This is a genomic window from Novosphingobium sp. KCTC 2891, assembly GCF_025938155.1.
Classification (GTDB): domain Bacteria; phylum Pseudomonadota; class Alphaproteobacteria; order Sphingomonadales; family Sphingomonadaceae; genus Novosphingobium.
In genome coordinates, this window is record NZ_JAPCZG010000001.1 from 257,596 (window position 1) to 276,573 (window position 18,978).

Consider the following 18,978-nt stretch of genomic DNA (forward strand, 5'->3'; position numbering starts at 1 on the left):
CAAGGCCCGCCTCATGGACAAGACCGCCGCTCCGCTCGTGCTGTTCAACAGCCTGACTCGCGCTCTCGAACCCTTCGTGCCGGTGCATGAAGGGGAAGCGCGGGTCTATTCGTGCGGGCCGACGGTCTACAACTACCCGCATATCGGCAATATGCGCGCCTACGTCTTCGCCGACATTCTGGGGCGCACGCTGAGCCACAAGGGCTACAAGCTCACCCACGTCATCAACATCACCGATGTGGGCCACCTGACCGACGACGCGGATGCGGGCGAGGACAAGATGGAGCGGATGGCGGCTGCGCAGAAGCAGTCCATCTGGGACATCGCAGAGCACTACAAGCAGGCGTACTGGATGGACGTGCGCGCGCTCAACATCCGCCAGCCGGCGAAGTGGACGGTGGCCACCGACTACGTCTCGCAGATGATCGAGTTCGCCCAGAAGATTGCGCCCGCGCACTGCTACGAACTGGAAAGCGGGCTGTATTTCGACGTGGCCAGCGTGGCCGACTATGGCCGGCTGGCGCGCGCGCAGACTGACGAGGGCGAAGGCCGGATCGAGGCGGTGGAAGGCAAGCGCAACGCCGCCGACTTCGCCATCTGGCGCAAGACCCCGGCCGGCGAAAAACGGCAGATGGAATGGGATTCGCCGTGGGGGCGCGGCGCACCGGGATGGCATCTGGAATGCTCGGTGATGTCGGGCGAAGTGCTGGGCTTCCCCTTCGACATTCACACCGGGGGCATCGACCACCGCGAGATCCACCATCCCAACGAGATCGCGCAGAACCAGGCCTTCTGCTGCAAGGTCGATGAACCCTGCGGCCTCGACGTGCCGGCCAACAGCGGCGCGCGGATGTGGATGCACAACAACTTCCTCGTCGAGCGCAGCGGCAAGATGAGCAAGTCGTCTGGCGAGTTCCTGCGGCTGCAACTGCTGATCGACAAGGGCTTCCACCCGCTCGCCTACCGCATGATGTGTCTCCAGGCGCACTACCGCTCGGAACTGGAATTTTCGTGGGACGGGCTGGCAGCGGCGCTGACCCGGCTCAAGCGGCTGGTGCTCGCGGTGGCGCAGTTGAAGGAGCGCGCCGGAGAGAGCGCCGGGGCGGTGCCGGGGCCGAAGTTCGCTCCTCTGCTCGAACGGTTCGACGCGGCGATTTCGGACGATCTCAACACCCCGGTCGCGCTGACCGTGCTGGACGAGATCGTAGCACTGAAGAAGGTCGATCCGGCGGAAAAGCTGTCCGCGATCGCGGTGGTCGATGCGGTGCTGGGGCTGGACCTGCTGGCGCTCGAACGCCGCGCGCTGAGGCTGCGGCCCAAGAACGCGGACATTGCCGTGGATGAGATCGAGTCCGTGCTGGAGCAGCGGCGGGAAGCGCGCGCCGCCAAGGACTTCGCCATGTCCGACACGCTGCGCGAGCAGTTGGCCGCGCACGGCGTGGAGGCGATGGACGGCGATCCGCTCGGCTGGGAGTGGAAGCTGGGTTGAGGCGCTTGCGGGGCGGCGCGCGAGCCGCCATTCTCCGGCAAAATCAAGTCGGAGAGGATTGAGCCGTGATCGCTGCGCCCAAGACCGTGCTCGTCATGAACGCAATGATCGCGCCCTTGCTGGAAGGGCGCCTGCCGGACTGGGCCGAACCGCGCTTCTTTCGTCATACGCAGGAACTGATGGATCTGGCGCCCGAGGCGGAGATCGGCTGGTTCGACCTGAACAAGAAGGCCGCGATGGTCGAGGCGGTGTCGCGTGCGGGCAAGCTCAAATGGCTCAACTCGATCTATGCCGGGGTGGACGGGATGCCGCTCGCGCTGATGGCCGAACGCGGCGTGACCTTCACCAACGGCGTCGGCATCAACGCGGTGACCATCGCGGAATACGTTGTGATGGGAATGCTTTCCGTTGCCAAGGACTACCGCGACGTGGTGCGCGCACAGGACCGGCACGAGTGGCTGACCGACGCGCCGGGCAAGGTGGAACTGGCCGGAAGCCGCGCGCTGCTGCTCGGCTATGGCGCGATCGGGCAGCGGGTGGACCGCATCCTGTCGGCGATGGACGTCGACGTGGTAAAGGTGCGCCGCTCGGGCGGGGAGGGCGTGCTTGGCCCTGACGCATGGCGCGCCCGGCTGGGCGAGTTCGACTGGGTGATCCTGGCCGTGCCGGCCACGCGCGAAACCGATGGCATGATCGGCGCGGCAGAGATCGGCGCGATGAAGCCGGGTGCGGTGCTGGTCAACGTCGCGCGGGGCAGCGTGGTGGATCAGGATGCGCTGGTGGCGGCGCTGACGGCGCAGCGGATCGGCGGCGCTTTCCTTGACGTGACGACGCCCGAACCGCTGCCGGCCGATCATCCGCTGTGGTCGCTGCCGAACGCGCACGTGACGATGCACCTTTCCGGCCGCTCGCAGAGCCGCATGTTCCAGCGCTCGGCCGAGCGTTTCCTTGAAAACCTGGAGCGTTACGCGCGTGGCGAACCGGTTGCGCCGCAGGTGGACCTGGCGCTCGGCTATTGAGCTTTCGCGACTGCTGAAACCGATGGGGTGACTCGGATGCGGGGCTTTGATACGCCTGTGTCAACGGCAGGCGCGGCAGAGCCCAGCAACGACCGCAGCCGCCGGATGGTCGCGACCGTATTGGGGAGGGGAGAGCGGCGTGGGTTCGCGCGCTCCCGCATTGGAGCGATCATGATGGCTGAAAGCGGTGCGGGGACCAAGGCGTCCGATCTTTTCGTCGCGTGCCTTGAGGAAGAGGGCTGCGAATACATCTTCGGCGTGCCGGGCGAGGAGAACCTCGATTTCCTCGATTCGCTGTCGCGCTCCACGAAGATCAAGCTGATCCTGACGCGGCACGAGCAGGGCGCCGGCTTCATGGCGGCCACTTATGGCCGGCACACCGGCAAGACCGGCGTTTGCATCGCCACGCTGGGGCCGGGGGCGACCAACTTCGTCACTGCCGCCGCCTATGCCACGCTCGGCGGAATGCCGATCCTGATGATCACCGGCCAGAAGCCGATCAAGAAATCGAAGCAGGGCCGGTTCCAGATCCTGGACGTGGTGTCGATGATGCAGCCGATCACCAAGTTCACGCACCAGATGCAGTCCTCGGACAACATCCCCAGCCGCGTGCGCGAAGCCTATCGCCTGGCCGAAGAGGAAAAGCCCGGCGCGACGCATATCGAGCTGCCTGAGGATATCGCAGACGAACGCACCGAGTCGCACCCGCTCAAGCGCAGCCTCGTGCGCCGGCCGACCGCCGATGCGAAGTCGATCCACCAGGCGGTTCATGCGCTGGAGAATGCCAAGTCGCCGGTGCTGGTGATCGGGGCGGGCGCCAACCGCAAGATGACCGGCAAGATGCTGCGCGAATTCGTCGAGGCGACCGGCATCCCGTTCCTGACCACGCAGCTGGGCAAGGGCGTGATCGACGAACGCCACCCCCGGTTCCTGGGCTGCGCCGCGCTGTCGGCGGGCGATTTCGTCCACCGCGCGGTCGAGGACGCGGACCTGATCGTCAACATCGGCCATGACGTGATCGAGAAGCCGCCGTTCTTCATGCGCGAGGGCGGCACGCCGGTGATCCACGTTTCGACCAAGACGGCCGAGGTCGACCCGGTCTATTTCCCCAGCATCGAGGTGATCGGCGATATCGCCAATGCCATCTGGCAGATGAAGGAAGCGATCACGCCCAATCCGGACTGGTCGTTCGATCACATGCTGGCCTATCGCAAGGCCGAGGTGGCGCACACCGCGCCGCTCGCCGCCGATGCGCGCTTCCCGATCTTTCCGCCGCACCTTGTCCAGCAGATCCGCGACGCGATGCCCGATGACGGGATCATCTGTCTCGACAACGGGGTCTACAAGATCTGGTTCGCGCGCGGCTATACCGCCTATCATCCCAACACCGTCCTGCTCGACAACGCGCTGGCGACGATGGGCGCGGGGCTGCCGTCCGCGATGATGAGCGCGATGCTCTACCCTGATCGCAAGGTCATGGCGGTGTGCGGCGATGGCGGCTTCATGATGAACAGCCAGGAGATGGAAACCGCCGTGCGGCTGGGTCTCAACCTCACGGTGCTGATCCTCAACGACAACAGCTATGGCATGATCCGCTGGAAGCAGGCGAACATGGGCTTTGCCGATTTCGGGCTGACCTATGGCAACCCGGACTTCGTGAAATATGCCGAAAGCTATGGCGCGCACGGCCATCGCGTGCAGAGCGCCGCGCACCTGAAGCAACTGATCGCGCACTGCCGCGATACGCCGGGCGTGCATCTGATCGATTGCCCGGTAGATTATTCCGAGAACGACCAGATCCTGAACAAGGACATCAAGGAACTGTCCAAGGCGCTTTAGGCGAAGGCGCTTTAGGATTGTCGTTGCCCCGGCCGTGTGCCGGGGTAACATCCCGGTTCCGGTCCGGGATGACGTGGAGAATGTTTGCCGTGGTCCAGCTCAAAGACGTCTACCCGCTCTATCTCAACAACAAGGCGGTGCAGCCCAACGCCGACCTGGCGGTGACCGACAAGTTCACCGGGGAGATCGCGTTTCGCACCGCGCTGGCGACGCCCGACGTGATCGACGAGGCCATAGCCGGCGCGGTCCGCGCGGCCGAGCCGATGGCGAAGCTGGCGAGCTACGAGAAGCGCGACGTGCTGGAGCATTGCGTGCGCCGCTTCACCGAGCGCAAGGACGAACTGGCCTATGCCCTGTGCGTCGAGGCGGGCAAGCCGATCGCGGATTCCGAAGGCGAGGTGGGCCGCCTGATCGACACGTTCCGAATCGGCGCGGAGGAAGCGACGCGCAATTATGGCGAGATCCAGCCGCTCGACATCAGTCCGCGCGCCAAGGGCTACATGGGAATGTGGAAACGCGTGCCGATCGGGCCGTGCAGCTTCATCTCGCCGTTCAACTTCCCGCTGAATCTGGCCGCGCACAAGATCGCGCCCGCCATCGCGGTGGGCTGCCCCTTCGTGATGAAGCCGGCCAGCCTCACCCCGCTGGGGGCGATCATCATGGGCGAAGTGCTGGCCGAGTGCGACGTGCTGCCCGAAGGCGCGTTCTCGATCCTGCCCGCCAGCCGCGACGGCGCGGACCTGTTCACCACCGACGAGCGGCTGAAGCTGTTGTCCTTCACCGGATCGCCGGGCGTGGGCTGGGACCTGAAGTCGCGCGCGGGCAAGAAGAAGGTCGTGCTCGAACTGGGCGGCAACGCGGCGGTGGTGGTCGACAAGGACGCCGATCTCGATCACGCGCTCGCCCGCATCGTGTTCGGCGGATATTACCAGTCCGGCCAGAGCTGCATCCATGTGCAGCGCGTGATCATCCATGAGGACATCTACGAAACCTTCCGCGACCGGCTCGCGGCCAAGGTGCGGACCCTGGTCTCGGGCGATCCCAAGGACCGCGACACGTTCATCGGCCCGATGATCTCGGCAAAGGAAGCCGCGCGGCTCAAGGGTTGGATCGACGCGGCGGTGGCCGGAGGCGCCACGCTGCTTGCCGGCGGCGGGTGCGAGGGCAACATGCTGGAGGCGACGCTGCTCGAAGGCGCGGGGCGCGGCACCGATGTCTATACCGAGGAAGCTTTCGGCCCGGTGGTGATCCTGTCGAAGTTCTCGGACTGGAAGCAGGCGCTGGCCGAAGTGAACGATTCCAAGTTCGGGCTTCAGGCAGGGCTGTTCACGCGCGATCTGCACAAGGTGCTGGAGGCGTGGGACGATCTCGACGTGGGCGGGATCGTGGTGAACGATGTCTCGTCCTACCGGGTGGACAACATGCCTTATGGCGGGGTGAAGGATTCGGGTCTCGGCCGCGAAGGTATCCGTTTTGCCATGGAGGACATGAGCGAGATCAGGAACATGGTGATCCGGCGCGTGTGACCGCGCCTGTCCTATGACCTTCGGCGGGCATTACCTTACGAAAGCAAATCCGCACTTGAACCGAAATGGCGTGCTGGCGTAGGCTGCTGAAAAGGGGTCGCATTGCAATCTACCGCGTGACGGAACGGCGAGGGGCACAAAGCCCCGGTCGGGGAGCCGCGTGCGGCCGGAATGAGGGGCAATGCAGGGCACATCCATGAATCTGCGGCGGCTGTTGACCGCGTGCCGTACCGCACCGCGCGGCGGCCTGGTCGCGTTCGCCCTGTGTTTCGCGATGGTCGGGGCCGCCTTTGCCGCCGCCTTTGCCGTGTCCCCCGCGCCCGTGCAGGCGCAGAACGGCGCCCCGGGCGGCTCGCTCCGCGCGCATCAGGGTGTAGCTTCGTGCGCGGGATCGACCTGCCACGGTCGCAGCGTCGCCAGCGGTACGCCGGTCCGGCAGGACGAACTGTTGCGCTGGCAGGAAGATTCCTCGCCCAGCGGTGCGCACAGCCGCGCCTGGCGCGTGATCGGCGAGGCGCGCGGCCAGTCGATCATCCGCCGCATGGGGCTCGATGCTTCCGGCGTGCAGCGCGAATGCGCGGGTTGCCATGCCTCGCCCGGGGCCGCGCGTCAGGCGGACGGCGTCGATTGCGAAGCCTGCCACGGTGCGGCGGGCAGCTGGATTTCCACCCACTATGCGGTCGGCACCAGCCATCGCCGCAACGTTTCGCAGGGGATGACCGATCTGGTCGATGCCCGCGTGCGCGCCGGGGTCTGCCTCGATTGCCACTTGTCGGGCGACGGGAAGGGCCAGTTCATCGCGCATCGCATCATGGCCGCGGGCCATCCGCGCATCTCGTTCGAGCTTGACCTGTTCTCCACGCTCCAGGCCCACCACGACGAGGACGCCGACTACGTCCAGCGCAAGGGCGGCCGCACCAATTCGGTGCGGATGTGGGCGGTCGGCCAGGCCGAGGCGGTGAAGCGCAGCCTCGAACTGTTCAGCCAGCCGGGCAAGGCGAACGAAGGCATCTTCCCCGAGTTCACTTTCTACGATTGCCATTCCTGCCACCGCCGGATCGTGGATGGCGAGGAGGCGGTGGTGACCGCACTGCCCAATCCGGGCCGGCCGATCCCAGCAGGAATGCCCCCGTTCAATGACGAGAACATGATCATGCTGTTCGCCGCGGCCAAGGTCATGGCGCCCGATCTGGCCGCGACTTTCGATGGCCGGACCAAGGCGTTCCACCGTGCGATGATGGGCAGCCGAGCCGAAACGGTCGCGTCCGCGCAGGCACTCCGCCAGACGGCCGACGCGCTCTCGTCGCGCATGGCCGGGGCCAGCTTTGGCCGCGAGCAGACCTTCGCGATCATGGATACCATCGCCAGCGAGGCCATTTCCGACCGCTTCACCGACTATGAAGGATCGGTGCAGTCGGTCATGGCGATCGACACGCTGCTGAACGGGCTGGTCAATGGCGGGATGGTTTCGGGCAGCGCCGCCTCTGGTCTGCGCGTGCAGATCAACGAGGCCTATCGCGCGGTGAAGGAGCCGAACGCCTACCAGCCGCTTGCCTTCCGCCGTGCGCTGGGCGGGGCGATCCGCTCGATCCGGAGCCTGCGCTGATGGGGCTTCGCGGTTTTCTCCATGCGCCCACCGGTGTCGTCGCGGCACTGTCGCTCTCGCTGGCGGGGTGTGGCGGAGGGAGCGATTCCTCGGGCGGTTCGGTGACTCCGGCACCGTCGCCGACGCCGGGTGCCAGCCGGCTCTATCCCACCGTCGCGCAGGAATCCCTGAGCGCGGCGGACGTCCAGACAGTGATCGCGCAGGCCGTGGGCGAGGCGCAGGCGCTCAATTATCCGGCGGTGATCGCGGTGGTCGACCGGGTCGGCAACGTGCTCGCGGTGTTCCGCATGAACGGTGCGCCGACGCGGATGATCACCAGCAGCGTGACCGGCACGGGCGCGAAGAACCCCACGCCGATCGAATTGCAGGACGTCGATCTCGAAGCGTCGATGGGCGCGATCGCCAAGGCCGTGACCGCCGCCTATCTCTCGTCCAGCGGCAACGCGTTCTCCACGCGCACCGCCAGCATGATCGTGCAGGAGCATTTCCCGCCCGCGCCCAATACGCCGGGGCTGGAAGCGGGGCCGCTGTTCGGCGTGCAGCTCAGCCAGTTGCCCTGTTCGGACCTCAACACCCGCTATGTGGCGGGCAATGCCGGTTCGGGCGCGTTTATCGGCCCGAAGCGCTCGCCGCTCGGCCTTGCCGCCGATCCGGGCGGACTGCCGCTCTACAAGAACGGCGTGGTCGTCGGCGGCATCGGGGTCATGGCCGATGGGGACTATGGTTTCGACCGCGACGTGACCAATGTCGATGGCGATCCCGAGGAATATTCCGCGCTCGCCGGCATCCAGGGCTTCGAGCCGCCGGCGGATATCCGTGCGGACAAGATTCCTGTCGATGGCTCCACGCTGCGCTTTTCCGATGCGCGGGTGGAAGGGCTTCATCCGCTCAAGCGCGACTATGCCGCGATCGTGAACGTGGTGGGCACGCTGGTGCCTGTAAACGGCTATTTCGACGGCAAGGCCATCGTTCCCGGCACACCTTATGGCACTGAAGCGAGTGGCTTCCGCTACGCGACCGGTGCCGAGTTCTCCAATCCCGACGCTTTCGTGCTGACCGACGGGGCGGGCAATGATCGCTACCCGATCAAGGGCGGGGGCGACGGCGCGGACGTGGGCCAGCCGCTGACCGCCGCCGAAGTGCGCGCGGTGCTGGAAGAAGCATTCAAGGTCATGAGCCGCGCCCGCGCGCAGATCCGCCGTCCGCTCGACAGCCGTGCGCAAGTGTCCATTTCCGTGGTCGATACCTACGGCACCGCGCTTGGTGTGGTGCGCGGGCCGGACGCGCCGCTGTTCGGCACGGACGTGTCGCTGCAGAAGGCGCGCACCGCCGCGTTCTTCTCGAACAAGGTGGCCGCCAGCCAGCTACAGGGCGATCTCGATGCCGGGGTGCCCGCTTTCGTGCAGGCGGTGCGGACCTTCCTGGGCGATCCGACCGCGCTCACCGGGGCCAAGGCCTTCGCCGACCGCTCGGGCGGCAATCTTTCCCGGCCGTTCTTCCCCGATGGCGAGGTTGGCCGCCCCAACGGTCCGTTCTCGGAACCGATCGATCAGTTCAATCCCTTCGCCACCGGCCTTCAGGCCGCGCTCATCAAGGCCGACATCGTCCAGCACAAGGTCTTCGTCGAAGGTGCGCTCAATGCGCGCGACGTGAAGCAGCAGTGCACCAACGTGCCCGATGCGCCGGGCGGGCGAAAGCGGCTGGCCAACGGTATCCAGATCTTCCCCGGATCTGTGCCGATCTATCGCGGCACGCAGCTGGTGGGCGCCATCGGCATTTCCGGCGACGGCATCGACCAGGATGACATGATCGCGTTCCTCGGTGCACACAATGGCGGCCAGAAGGTCGGATCCATCGGCAATGCGCCCAAGGATATGCGTGCTGACACGATCGTGGTGAACGTGGGTGAGGGGGTGCGGCTGCGCTACGTCAACTGCCCGTTCGCGCCGTTCCTCGATACGTCCGAACAGAACGTCTGCGAGGGCCTGTGATCGCGGCTTCGCTCCTTGTCGCACCGGCGCTGGCGCTGTCCCGCCCCGTGGCGCAGGCCGATCCGGCGCCCAAGCCCGAAGGCACTGCCGCTGCACCCGGCGTGGAGGCACCGATCACGGCGGACGATGCGCTGATCGACGGCCGCCGCCGCCCGGGCTTCGAGAAGAAGCTGCCGGACAAGGTCGAACAGGACAATCCCGGCGCGGTCAACGCGCCTGAACCTGAGGCCTTCTACGACAAGTATGACGGCGAAGGGCCGCTCGACGCGACCACGCTCGACGTCGCGGTGCCCGACCGCTGGCGCATCGTGTCCTCGCTCTGCCCGAAGAAGGACCCCGCGACGGGCGTGGCCGACCGGGCGATCTTCACGCTCTATCCCAAGCTTGCCGCTATGTGCCACGGCCAGCTCGATCCGTTCCATCACAACCTGCTGAAAGGCGACCGTCCGCTGGCGCGTGGCAAGCGACCGGGTTTCCTCAAGGGCGACGACTGGTTCCTGATCCTGAACGGCGTGTCCGACACGGTCATCGAACCGCGCAGCTTCCCGATCCCGGTGGGCAACCAGACCACGTCCGATCCCAACGAGATCGACGTGTTCGGCCCCTCCAACAGCCTTGTCCTGTCGCAGACCTTCATCACGGGCATTTCGCTGCTGAAGGGCATGACGGCCTACAAGCCGCCGATCGTGGAATACCGGCTGACGCTGGCGACCAATATCAACTACGTGCAGGTGCCCGCGCGGCGCGTGCTTTATGTCCAGCCGTCGAAGGGCACTCACCGCACCGACGCCTTCGTGGGCGTGCAGGAAGCCTTCGTCGATTATCACATCGGCCGCTTCGACACGAAACGCTACGATTTCATAAGCTTGCGCGCGGGCATCCAGCCGTTCCAGTCGGATTTCCGGGGGTTCCTGTTCCAGGACAACCAGCTGGGCGTGCGCCTGTTCGGCAACCGCGAGAACAACCGCTGGCAGTTCAACCTGGCGGCGTTCTGGCGACTGGAGAAGGACACCAACTCCGGCCTCAACGACATTACCGCGCCGCTGCGCCGCGACTGGATATTCACCGGCAACCTCTACCGGCAGGATTTCCCGGTCGTCGGCCTCACCAGCCAGGTCTCGGTGACTTACAACATGAACCGCGAGGACGAGATCGCGGTCGACAAGAACGGCTTTCCCGTGCGGCCCGCGCTGCTGGGTGATCTGCGGCCGCGTCAGTATGACGTGGTCTATCTCGGTTACGCGCTCGACGGGCATATTGGCCGGATCAACCTGACCGGGCAGGTCTATGGCGCGCTGGGCGAGGACCGGAACAACTTTCTCACCAGCCGGCCCGCCACGATCAAGGCGTTCATGGCCGCCGGCGAGGCAAGCTACGATATCGACTGGATGCGCTTCCGCCTCTCGGGCCTGTGGGCCAGCGGCGACAGCGATCCCTATGACAAGACCGAGGGCGGTTTCGACGCCATCCTGGAAAACCCGCAGTTCGCGGGCGCGGATACGTCTTACTGGATCCGCCAGTCGGTTCCCTTCGCGGGCGGCGGGCGCGCGATTTCGGTCAACGGGCGCAATGGCCTGCTCAATTCGCTGCGTTCGTCGAAGGATGAAGGCCAGTCGAACTTCACCAACCCCGGCACAGTGCTGGTGGGGCTGGGCGGCGATTTCGACCTGACGCCCCACGTCCGCGTTTCGGCCAACGCCAACCACCTCTGGTTCCAGAACACAAAGATCATGCAGGTCCTGCGCCACGAAGGCTCGATTCCCAACGATATCGGCTGGGATCTCTCGGTTTCCTCGATCTGGCGGCCCAGGGCCTCGCAGAACCTCGTGTTCCGTCTTTCGGGCGCGATGCTGGCGGCGGGCGCGGGCTTCCGCGACCTGTTCGACCAGAAGAACCACGGGCGGCAATTCTACTCCGTTCTCGCCAACGCGACGCTGGCGTTCTGATGGGGAGCACCGCGACCATGACCGCCGCCGGACGCACCCGCCGCTTCATCGCGTGGCTGATGGCTGCATTCGCCGTGCTGCTCGTGCCGACCGCGCTGTGGGCCTCGGGCGAGGAGGTCGCGCAGAAGGTCAGCCACATTCGCGCGCCCGCCGCCCCGCGCATCCAGCCGGGCGAGACGGCGGACGAGCAATGGGCGTTCGTGGACAAGCAGAACGCGGGCTGCGTCTCGTGCCATACCCAGAGCGATCACAAGACTATGCACGCCAGCCCGGCAGTGGTGCTGGCCTGCGTCGATTGCCACGGCGGCAACAGCAAGGTCGTGGCCGACCGGTCGTGGAACCGCGGCTCGATGGACTATGTCGGCGCGATGAAGGATGCGCACGTCCTGCCGCGCTTCCCGGTTTCGTGGAACTGGCCCAGCTCGGCCAACCCGCGCCGCTCCTATGCCCTGCTGGCCAAGGAAAGTCCGGAATTCATCCGCTTCGTCAATCCCTCGGACTACCGCGTCGCGCGCGATTCATGCGGCGCGTGCCATATGTCGATCATCGAGGCGTCCGAACGCTCGCTGATGAGCACGGGCGCGATGCTGTGGGGCGGGGCGGCCTACAACAACGGTATCGTGCCGTTCAAAAATTACATGTTCGGCGAGAGCTTTACCCGCAAGGGCGAGCCGGCGCTGCTCAAGTCCGCCTCGAAAGAGGTTGGGCCGGACGGCAAGCCGATGTGGGGCACGGTGACTCCGGCCGAGAAGGCGCGCGGCGCGTTGCCGGTGCTCTATCCGCTGCCGCGCTGGCACACGATTCCGCCGGGCGACGTGTTCCGCGTGTTCGAGGACGGCGGCCGCACGATCAACCCGCAGTTCCCCGAAATCGGCCTGCCCAATTCCACCGGCGCGATCCAGAAGCTGGAAGAGCCAGGCCGTCCTGACCTGAAGCAGTCCAACCGCGGTGCCGGCACGGGCCTTCGCGTCGCGATCCCGGTGCTGAACATCCACAAGACGCGCCTGAACGACCCCTTCCTGTTCCAGATGGGCACCAACGACCAGCCGGGTGACTATCGCTCGTCGGGCTGCGCATCGTGCCACGTGATCTATGCCAACGACCGTGAACCTCGCCACAGCTCGTTGTTCGGCAAGTGCGGGCGAGACGGGCAGACGATCACCGCCGACCCCGCGATCAATTCCCTGCGCGAAGGGGAGCATCGCAGCGGCGCCTATGGCAGCTATGACGCGGCGAAGCAGCACCATGAGGAAAAGGTCCGCTCCACCGTGCTGGGCGGCAAGGGCAAGTATCTGGGCGGCGATGCCACCGATCCTGAGGAAAGCGCTGACATGGCCGGTGATTGCGCCCGCGCCATCGCCTCTGCCGAGCAGCTGACCTTCTCTCCGGCGCAGGGCACTGCGCCGCACGGTTCGATGGACGATCACCGGATGGACCGGGCCGAGGCGCACGCCATGGCGGGTCTGGATGCCTCCGGGCACGCCAAGGCGGAGGGCCACCATGCCGATGGCCCGGTGCCGATGCAGGACCGCGAGCGCGGCCACCCGCTGGTCCACGCCTTCACCCGCGCGATCCCCACGGCGCAGTGCATGAACTGCCACATGCACCAGCCGAACATCTTCCTGAACACCTACCTCGGCTACATCATGTGGGACTATGAGTCCGACGCGCCGCGGATGTGGCCGGGGCCGGAGAACACTGCGCCTCGCCCTGCGGGGCTGAGCGATGCCGAATGGCAAAAGGCGTTCAAGAAGCAGTTCCACCCGACGATGACCGAAGCGCGCGAAGTGCTCGATCGAAATCCCGAAGCTGCCTCGGCGCACGGGCTGTGGCGCGATGTCGAGTTCCTGCGCAACGTCTACGATCTCAACGCCGGCAACAAGGACACGCAGTTTGCCGACTATCACGGCCACGGCTGGAACTTCCGTGCGATCCTGAAGCGCGATCGGCGCGGCAACCTGCTCGACGACGATGGCGACATGTCCAGCTACGGCACCGACAAGGCGCACATTGTCTCGCCCGATGATCCGCAGAAGTGGCGCAAGGCCGGCGAGGGCAAGTTCGTCGAGCCGTCCTATGACAATCCCGGCAAGGCGGTCCACATGATGGACATCCACGCGCAGATCGGGATGCAGTGCGCCGATTGCCACTTCGCGCAGGACAGCCACGGTAACGGGCTGATCTATGGTGAAGTCGCCAATGCGGTTGAGATCGGCTGCAAGGACTGCCACGGCACGCCCGATGCTTATCCCACGCTTATGACGTCGAACCTCGCGGCGCCGCCCAAGGGCAACAATCTGGCCCTGCTGCGCAACGCCGATGGCCAGCGCCGCTTCGAATGGACCACCGAGAACGGCCGCCGCGTGCTGATCCAGCGCTCGATCATCGATCCCAAGCTGTCGTGGCGCGTCAGCCTGGTGAAGGAATCGGTCGATCCGCAATATGCCGGGCAGGTCGAACCGGACGGCAAACCGGTGTTCAATCCCAAGGCGGCGCGCGCGAAGCTGATGGCGAAATCGGCGGCGGACGACGGGATGTACCGTTTCGGCCTGGGCGTACCGAAGGATGCCCGCGCCCACCGCGATGACGACATGGCGTGCTTCACCTGCCACCTTTCGTGGACCACCTCGTGCGCTGGCTGCCACCTGCCGATCGAGGCGAACTGGAAGTCCACGACGCACACCTACGAGGAAGACTACACCCGCAACTACGCGACCTATAATCCGCAGGTGACGCGCGACGACATGTTCCAACTGGGCAAGCACCAGCGCAACAAGTCGTCCGGTTCCGATCCGGTGCAGTTCGATGCGGCGGGCAATCCCGTGGCCGGCAAGGCGATCACCGCGCCGATCCGCTCCAGCTCCGCGCTGATCCTTTCGTCCACCAACATCAACCGCGAGCGCATCTACGTGCAGCAGCCGCCGATCTCGGCGATCGGCTATTCGTCGCAGGCCTTCGCGCCGCACTTCCCGCACACCGTTCGCAAGAACGAGACGAAGCAGTGCACCGACTGCCACCTTTCGGCGGATGACGACAACAATGCGGTCATGGCCCAGTTGCTGCTGCTGGGCACCAACTACGTCAATTTCGTGGGTATGAACGCCTGGTTCGGGCTGGGCGGCGGGTTCGAGGCCGTGCGGGTGACCGAGTGGGAGGAACCGCAGGCGGTGATCGGCTCCTACCTCCACCGCTACGCCTATCCCGACTTCTGGCGCCAGCACGTGGAGAAGAACGGGCGCGAGCTGAAGAACTGGACGCGCGGCAAGATCATGGACGGCAAGCTTTCGGGCGAGACGACCGGCCGCGAGGAATTCACCAACGTCACCAAGGGCACCTCGGACGCGGTGCGCTGCCTCCAGATGCGCGGCGAATATATGTTCGTGGCCGAAGGCAAGGGCGGCTTCCGCGCCTATGACATCGCGTCTGTCGCCAACAAGGGCTTCTCCGAACGGATCACCACCGCGCCGTTCTCGCCGCTCGGCCACGACACGCACGTGGCGACGAAGAACGCGACCTGCATGGCGCTGCCGACCAACCAGTCGATCGCGCCCACGCGCAACACACCCGAACTGCGGGGGGCAAACCAGGAACAGCCGTTCAGCCCGGTGTACAACTACGCCTTCGTCACCGATGCGGTCGAAGGGCTGATCGCGGTGAACGTCGATACGCTGGCCGACGGCGAGTTCCGCAACAACTTCTTCACGCGCGCGCTCACTTTCAATCCGGGCGGCGTCCTGACGGGCGCGCGGCACATCACAATCGCTGGTGACTATGCCTATATCGTCACCGACAAGGCGCTGGTCACGGTTCACCTGCCGGCGGCATGGTCACCCGATCATCCGTGCGAGGTGACGGGCAAGGCCACCTGCCTTGATCCCCGCATCACCTCGGTGGTGCCGCTGCGCGATCCGCGCGCGACGGCCGTGGAGTTCCGCTACCTGTGGGTCACGACCGCCAACGGCCTTGAGCTGATGGATGTGACGAACCTTGCCGATCCCCGACCGGTTCCGCAGGCGACCGTGCCGCTGGCCGATGCGCGCCGCGTCTATGTCGCCCGCACCTATGCCTATGTCGCGGCCAAGGCGCAGGGGCTGGTGATCGTCGACATCACCGCGCCCACGCGCCCGGTGATCCAGCAGGCGTTCACCGCCGACGGGCAGCTCAACGATGCGGAAGACGTGATCGTCGGCTCCACCAACGCCTCGCTGTTTGCCTATGTGGCGGACGGCCGGAACGGGATGAAAGTGCTGCAACTGACCTCGCCGGCGAGTCAGCCCAACTTCTACGGCTTCTCGCCCGAGCCGAAGCCCGAACTGATCGCCTGGGCACGCACCCCGTCACCTGCGTTGGCGATGTCGAAGGGGCTGGACCGCGATCGCGGCGTGGACGAGACGGGCGGCCAGATCGCCATCTTCGGCCGCCTCGGCTCACGTCCGTTCAACCGCAAGGAAATGGAAGAACTGTTCCTCAACAGCCGCGGCGAGCCGTTCCGCGTCACCAACAAGGTCGACATGAACCTGTGGGTCGGCGCCAGGCCGGCGCCCCAGCTTATGGCGCCCAGGGCGAAGTCGCGGATGGACTGAGCGAGGCAGGCCGGTTTGCGGAAGGGCGCGCTGCTTGCGCCCCTCCGCCCTCTTGTCCTCGCCCACGCCGCTGGTTCGTCACTTGTTGTCGAGCAGCAGCAGTTCGATTTCCACTTCCATCGCCGGTTCCGGCAGCAGGACCTGCGTGTTGCAGGTCACGGCCGCGTCGGCCACCAGCACACCGGGCAGCGTGAATTCGTGCTCCGGCAGGTCGGCGACGAAGTTCTCGCCGTCATCGCAGGCTTCCCAACCCTCGAAGCGCAGGACCAAGGTGTGCCGCGACCCGGTGAAGGTCACGCTGGCCCAAGGGGCTTCCTTGTGGCGCACCACTTCGGCGCGCTCGCCCGCGAACTTCCGCAGCGCGGCGATCAGGCGCTCGCCCGTGGTGGGGCGGACGCGGGGAGCCTTGGGCTCCGAAGTCAGAAACAGGCGCGGATCAAGCAACATGGGCGTTTCCCCAATAAGAGTTCATGAAATGTTCCACCCGTGAAACCATCGCGGGACGGGGATCGCGGCCGTTGCGCAAGTCGCCCACCAGCCGGGGGTCGTGCGCGGCGAGGCGGCCGAACTTGGTGACCGGCATCCCGGTTACGGCGATGAATTTTTCGACCTTCCGGATCAGCATGATGATTTTTCCTCCCTCCGACTCGCCGCTGTATATTTCCTATGTTGACGGATAAATCCTACACGTCTAGGAAAAGTCCTTCGGAATTGGAGTAAGGAAATGGCAACTTCTGTCGAAGGCGATGATGGCGGCCGCGCTCGCCTGATGGCGCTTGCCACCGCGCGCGGCGTCAGTCTTTCCGCGCTTTCCGGGTTGATCGGGCGCAATACCACTTATCTCCAGCAATTCGTGCGCAAGGGCAGCCCGCGCAAGCTGGAGGAGAACGACCGCCGCACGCTGGCGGAATTCTTCGGTGTTGCGGAAAGCGAACTCGGTGCGCCGGTGCGGGGCGGGGTCCTGACGGTGGATCTGCCGGGCGTCGCCCCGCGGCAGCCCGCAGCGCCCCGTCCGGTCGCCGCCGAGTGGGCGGACATCCCCCGGTTGCCGCTGGGCGCCTCGGCTGGTCCGGGCACGCTGGCGGGCGAGGAAATTCCCTCTGGCCGGCTGCGCTTCAACAACCGCTGGCTCAAGGGGCAGGGGCTGGAGCCGGCGATGCTTTCGGTGATCGAGGTTGAGGGCGATTCGATGGAGCCGACGCTGCGCGATGGCGACGAGATCCTCGTCGATCGCACGGTGCGTCCGGTGCGTGCGGGCATCCATGTGATTCGCCTGGATGACGTGCTGCTGGTGAAGCGGCTGGAGACCGGCCCCGCCGGCACGCTGCGCGTGATCAGCGACAATCCCGCCTATCCGCGCATGGAGCGCCCGTTCGGGGAGGTGGAGATCGTTGGCCGGGTGGTGTGGAAGGGCGGCCGGCTCTGACGCGCGAAGCCTTGCGCTGGGCCTGTAAAGCCGCCATTTCCAAAGCATGACCGATCAGACCCAGACCCCGTCCGAGCCGCCGATGAAGGTGGCAATCATCCCCGTCACCCCGCTCCAGCAGAATTGCACCCTGGTGTGGTGCACGAAGACGATGCGCGGCGCGTTCATCGACGCGGGCGGCGATCTCGGCAAGCTGAAGCAGGCGATCGCCAAGACTGGCGTCACCATCGAGAAGCTGCTCGTCACGCATGGCCACATCGATCACTGCGGCGGCACCGGCATTTTCGCGCGCGAACTCGGCGTGCCGATCGAGGGGCCGGAGGAGGCCGACCGCTTCTGGATCGCCAAGCTGGGCGAGGACGGCGCCAAGTACGGAATCGACGGCGAAGTGTTCGAGCCGACCCGTTGGTTGCATGATGGCGACAAGGTGACCTTGGGCGAGCTGGAGCTGGATGTGATCCATTGTCCCGGCCACACGCCGGGCCACGTGGTGTTCTTCCACGCGCCGTCGCGCTTTGCCATCGTGGGCGACGTCTTGTTCCAGGGATCGATCGGCCGCACCGATTTCCCGCTGGGCAATCACCAGGACCTGATCGATTCGATCACGCAGAAGCTGTGGCCACTGGGCAACGACGTCACGTTCGTTCCCGGCCATGGTCCGACCAGCACTTTCGGCCGCGAGCGCCAGGTCAATGCCTTCGTCAGCGACTATATGCTGACCTGATCTGCGGGGCGCCTCCGCCGGAGACGCCCGCACGCATTCTACATATCCAGCACGATCGATACCGCCCAGACGGCCAGCCCGATCTGGGTCAGCATGGTGATCAGCGTGCCGATGGTGCGGCCGAAGCCCAGCGGGCCGCCGTCCATGCCCACGCCGTGCGCCACGCGGCCCAGAGCGAAGGCGCCGGCAACGCCCAGCAGCCACGGGTTCTGCCCGCGTGCCAGTTCGATGGCGCCAATCAGGACCAGCACGAGCGGTGCATTTTCCACGAAGTTGGCCTGCGCGCGCATCCGGCGGATCAGGTCTTCGTGGCCGCCGTCGCCGATGGAGATCTTCTTGGCGGTGCGGATCATGCCGATCCGTACCGAAAGCCAGATGTTGATGAAGGCTGCGGCAGCAGCCGAGGCCAGGGTTATCGGCAGGAACATCTTTTGTCTTACTCCCCCATTTCATGTTGTCCCGGAGGGACGCTAGCTGCCCCGCGCTTGCAAAGCACCCAAAAATCCGTATAGGCGCGCCTTCGTCCGCGATTGGCGATTCCCCGTTTGCAGGCTCTTGCGACATCTGTCGTGCAGGGGTTGTGCGATGGAACCGTTTTCCCTATCGCGCCCGTGACCAACGTTAATAAGATCAGGAACAGGTGCCGAAATGGCCGTCCCCAAGCGAAAGACCAGCCCTTCCCGTCGCGGTATGCGTCGCAGCCACGATGCGCTGAAGGTTGATGCATTCCACGAATGCTCCAACTGCGGCGAACTGAAGCGTCCGCATATGCTGTGCAACGCTTGCGGTCACTACAACGGTCGCGAAGTCATCGCCGTCGGTCTGTAAT

Annotated in this window: 14 protein-coding genes; 11 read left to right on the top strand and 3 right to left on the bottom strand. The window is 65.7% G+C overall.

What is annotated here, in order from left to right:
• The first annotated feature begins 13 nt into the window (after nt 1-13).
• The 8 genes from cysS to OLX02_RS01275 all read left to right on the top strand — a co-directional run bounded on the left by cysS (nt 14) and on the right by OLX02_RS01275 (nt 15,999).
• A complete protein-coding gene (gene cysS / locus OLX02_RS01240; RefSeq protein ID WP_264419539.1) occupies nt 14-1,489 on the top strand; it encodes a cysteine--tRNA ligase in 1,476 nt (491 codons plus the stop codon).
• Between the two features lie 95 nt (nt 1,490-1,584).
• Nucleotides 1,585-2,508 (top strand): D-2-hydroxyacid dehydrogenase, encoded by a 924-nt coding sequence (locus OLX02_RS01245; RefSeq protein ID WP_264420302.1) that lies wholly within the window; start codon nt 1,585-1,587, stop codon nt 2,506-2,508.
• Between the two features lie 174 nt (nt 2,509-2,682).
• Nucleotides 2,683-4,347, top strand: coding sequence for an acetolactate synthase large subunit (locus OLX02_RS01250; protein ID WP_264419540.1), 1,665 nt, complete (start codon nt 2,683-2,685; stop codon nt 4,345-4,347).
• Nucleotides 4,348-4,427: 80 nt separating this feature from the next.
• Nucleotides 4,428-5,873 carry an aldehyde dehydrogenase family protein gene (locus OLX02_RS01255; protein ID WP_264419541.1) on the top strand — a complete coding sequence of 482 codons (1,446 nt, stop codon included), beginning with the start codon at nt 4,428-4,430 and terminating at the stop codon, nt 5,871-5,873.
• A 196-nt stretch (nt 5,874-6,069) separates the two neighbouring features.
• Nucleotides 6,070-7,479 (top strand): cytochrome c family protein, encoded by a 1,410-nt coding sequence (locus OLX02_RS01260; protein ID WP_264419542.1) that lies wholly within the window; start codon nt 6,070-6,072, stop codon nt 7,477-7,479.
• Complete coding sequence (locus tag OLX02_RS01265) at nt 7,479-9,470, top strand: heme-binding protein (protein WP_264419544.1); 1,992 nt, start codon at nt 7,479-7,481, stop codon at nt 9,468-9,470. The genes OLX02_RS01260 and OLX02_RS01265 overlap by 1 nt, the downstream gene beginning before the upstream one ends.
• Nucleotides 9,467-11,416: a hypothetical protein gene (locus OLX02_RS01270; RefSeq protein WP_264419545.1), complete on the top strand. Its 1,950-nt coding sequence runs from the start codon at nt 9,467-9,469 to the stop codon at nt 11,414-11,416. The genes OLX02_RS01265 and OLX02_RS01270 overlap by 4 nt, the downstream gene beginning before the upstream one ends.
• A 17-nt stretch (nt 11,417-11,433) precedes the next feature.
• Nucleotides 11,434-15,999 (top strand): LVIVD repeat-containing protein, encoded by a 4,566-nt coding sequence (locus tag OLX02_RS01275; RefSeq protein ID WP_264419547.1) that lies wholly within the window; start codon nt 11,434-11,436, stop codon nt 15,997-15,999.
• A 78-nt stretch (nt 16,000-16,077) separates the two neighbouring features.
• Here the strand turns inward: OLX02_RS01275 and OLX02_RS01280 are convergent, their stop codons facing one another.
• Together OLX02_RS01280 and OLX02_RS01285 are read right to left on the bottom strand one after the other, a co-directional pair.
• Nucleotides 16,078-16,446 (bottom strand): hypothetical protein, encoded by a 369-nt coding sequence (locus tag OLX02_RS01280; protein ID WP_264419548.1) that lies wholly within the window; start codon nt 16,444-16,446, stop codon nt 16,078-16,080.
• Nucleotides 16,436-16,624: a hypothetical protein gene (locus OLX02_RS01285; protein ID WP_264419549.1), complete on the bottom strand. Its 189-nt coding sequence runs from the start codon at nt 16,622-16,624 to the stop codon at nt 16,436-16,438. The genes OLX02_RS01280 and OLX02_RS01285 overlap by 11 nt, the downstream gene beginning before the upstream one ends.
• Before the next feature lie 99 nt (nt 16,625-16,723).
• Here OLX02_RS01285 and OLX02_RS01290 point away from each other — a divergent pair, with 99 nt between their 5' ends.
• A complete protein-coding gene (locus OLX02_RS01290) occupies nt 16,724-17,425 on the top strand; it encodes a helix-turn-helix transcriptional regulator (RefSeq protein ID WP_264419551.1) in 702 nt (233 codons plus the stop codon).
• 82 nt (nt 17,426-17,507) lie between these two features.
• The gene (locus OLX02_RS01295; protein WP_264420303.1) at nt 17,508-18,149 is read left to right on the top strand and encodes an MBL fold metallo-hydrolase; all 642 of its coding nucleotides are present in this window, start codon (nt 17,508-17,510) and stop codon (nt 18,147-18,149) included.
• A gap of 38 nt (nt 18,150-18,187) precedes the next feature.
• Here the strand turns inward: OLX02_RS01295 and OLX02_RS01300 are convergent, their stop codons facing one another.
• A complete protein-coding gene (locus OLX02_RS01300) occupies nt 18,188-18,577 on the bottom strand; it encodes an MAPEG family protein (protein ID WP_264419553.1) in 390 nt (129 codons plus the stop codon).
• 220 nt (nt 18,578-18,797) lie between these two features.
• On the opposite strand from OLX02_RS01300, the gene rpmF reads away from it, so the two are divergent.
• Complete coding sequence (gene rpmF / locus OLX02_RS01305; RefSeq protein WP_264419556.1) at nt 18,798-18,977, top strand: 50S ribosomal protein L32; 180 nt, start codon at nt 18,798-18,800, stop codon at nt 18,975-18,977.
• Nucleotide 18,978 lies beyond the last annotated feature (1 nt).

What these genes read in the sequence shown, in the direction of transcription:
- OLX02_RS01265 (WP_264419544.1), top strand. Translation starts at nt 7,479, where the DNA reads ATGGGGCTTCGCGGTTTTCTCCATGCGCCCACCGGTGTCGTCGCGGCA.
- OLX02_RS01255 (WP_264419541.1), top strand. Translation starts at nt 4,428, where the DNA reads ATGTTTGCCGTGGTCCAGCTCAAAGACGTCTACCCGCTCTATCTCAAC.
- rpmF (WP_264419556.1), top strand. Translation starts at nt 18,798, where the DNA reads ATGGCCGTCCCCAAGCGAAAGACCAGCCCTTCCCGTCGCGGTATGCGT.
- OLX02_RS01275 (WP_264419547.1), top strand. Translation starts at nt 11,434, where the DNA reads ATGACCGCCGCCGGACGCACCCGCCGCTTCATCGCGTGGCTGATGGCT.
- OLX02_RS01260 (WP_264419542.1), top strand. Translation starts at nt 6,070, where the DNA reads ATGAATCTGCGGCGGCTGTTGACCGCGTGCCGTACCGCACCGCGCGGC.
- OLX02_RS01280 (WP_264419548.1), bottom strand. Translation starts at nt 16,446, where the DNA reads ATGTTGCTTGATCCGCGCCTGTTTCTGACTTCGGAGCCCAAGGCTCCC.
- OLX02_RS01300 (WP_264419553.1), bottom strand. Translation starts at nt 18,577, where the DNA reads ATGTTCCTGCCGATAACCCTGGCCTCGGCTGCTGCCGCAGCCTTCATC.
- OLX02_RS01285 (WP_264419549.1), bottom strand. Translation starts at nt 16,624, where the DNA reads ATGCTGATCCGGAAGGTCGAAAAATTCATCGCCGTAACCGGGATGCCG.
- OLX02_RS01290 (WP_264419551.1), top strand. Translation starts at nt 16,724, where the DNA reads ATGGCAACTTCTGTCGAAGGCGATGATGGCGGCCGCGCTCGCCTGATG.
- OLX02_RS01295 (WP_264420303.1), top strand. Translation starts at nt 17,508, where the DNA reads ATGAAGGTGGCAATCATCCCCGTCACCCCGCTCCAGCAGAATTGCACC.
- OLX02_RS01245 (WP_264420302.1), top strand. Translation starts at nt 1,585, where the DNA reads ATGAACGCAATGATCGCGCCCTTGCTGGAAGGGCGCCTGCCGGACTGG.
- OLX02_RS01250 (WP_264419540.1), top strand. Translation starts at nt 2,683, where the DNA reads ATGGCTGAAAGCGGTGCGGGGACCAAGGCGTCCGATCTTTTCGTCGCG.
- cysS (WP_264419539.1), top strand. Translation starts at nt 14, where the DNA reads ATGGACAAGACCGCCGCTCCGCTCGTGCTGTTCAACAGCCTGACTCGC.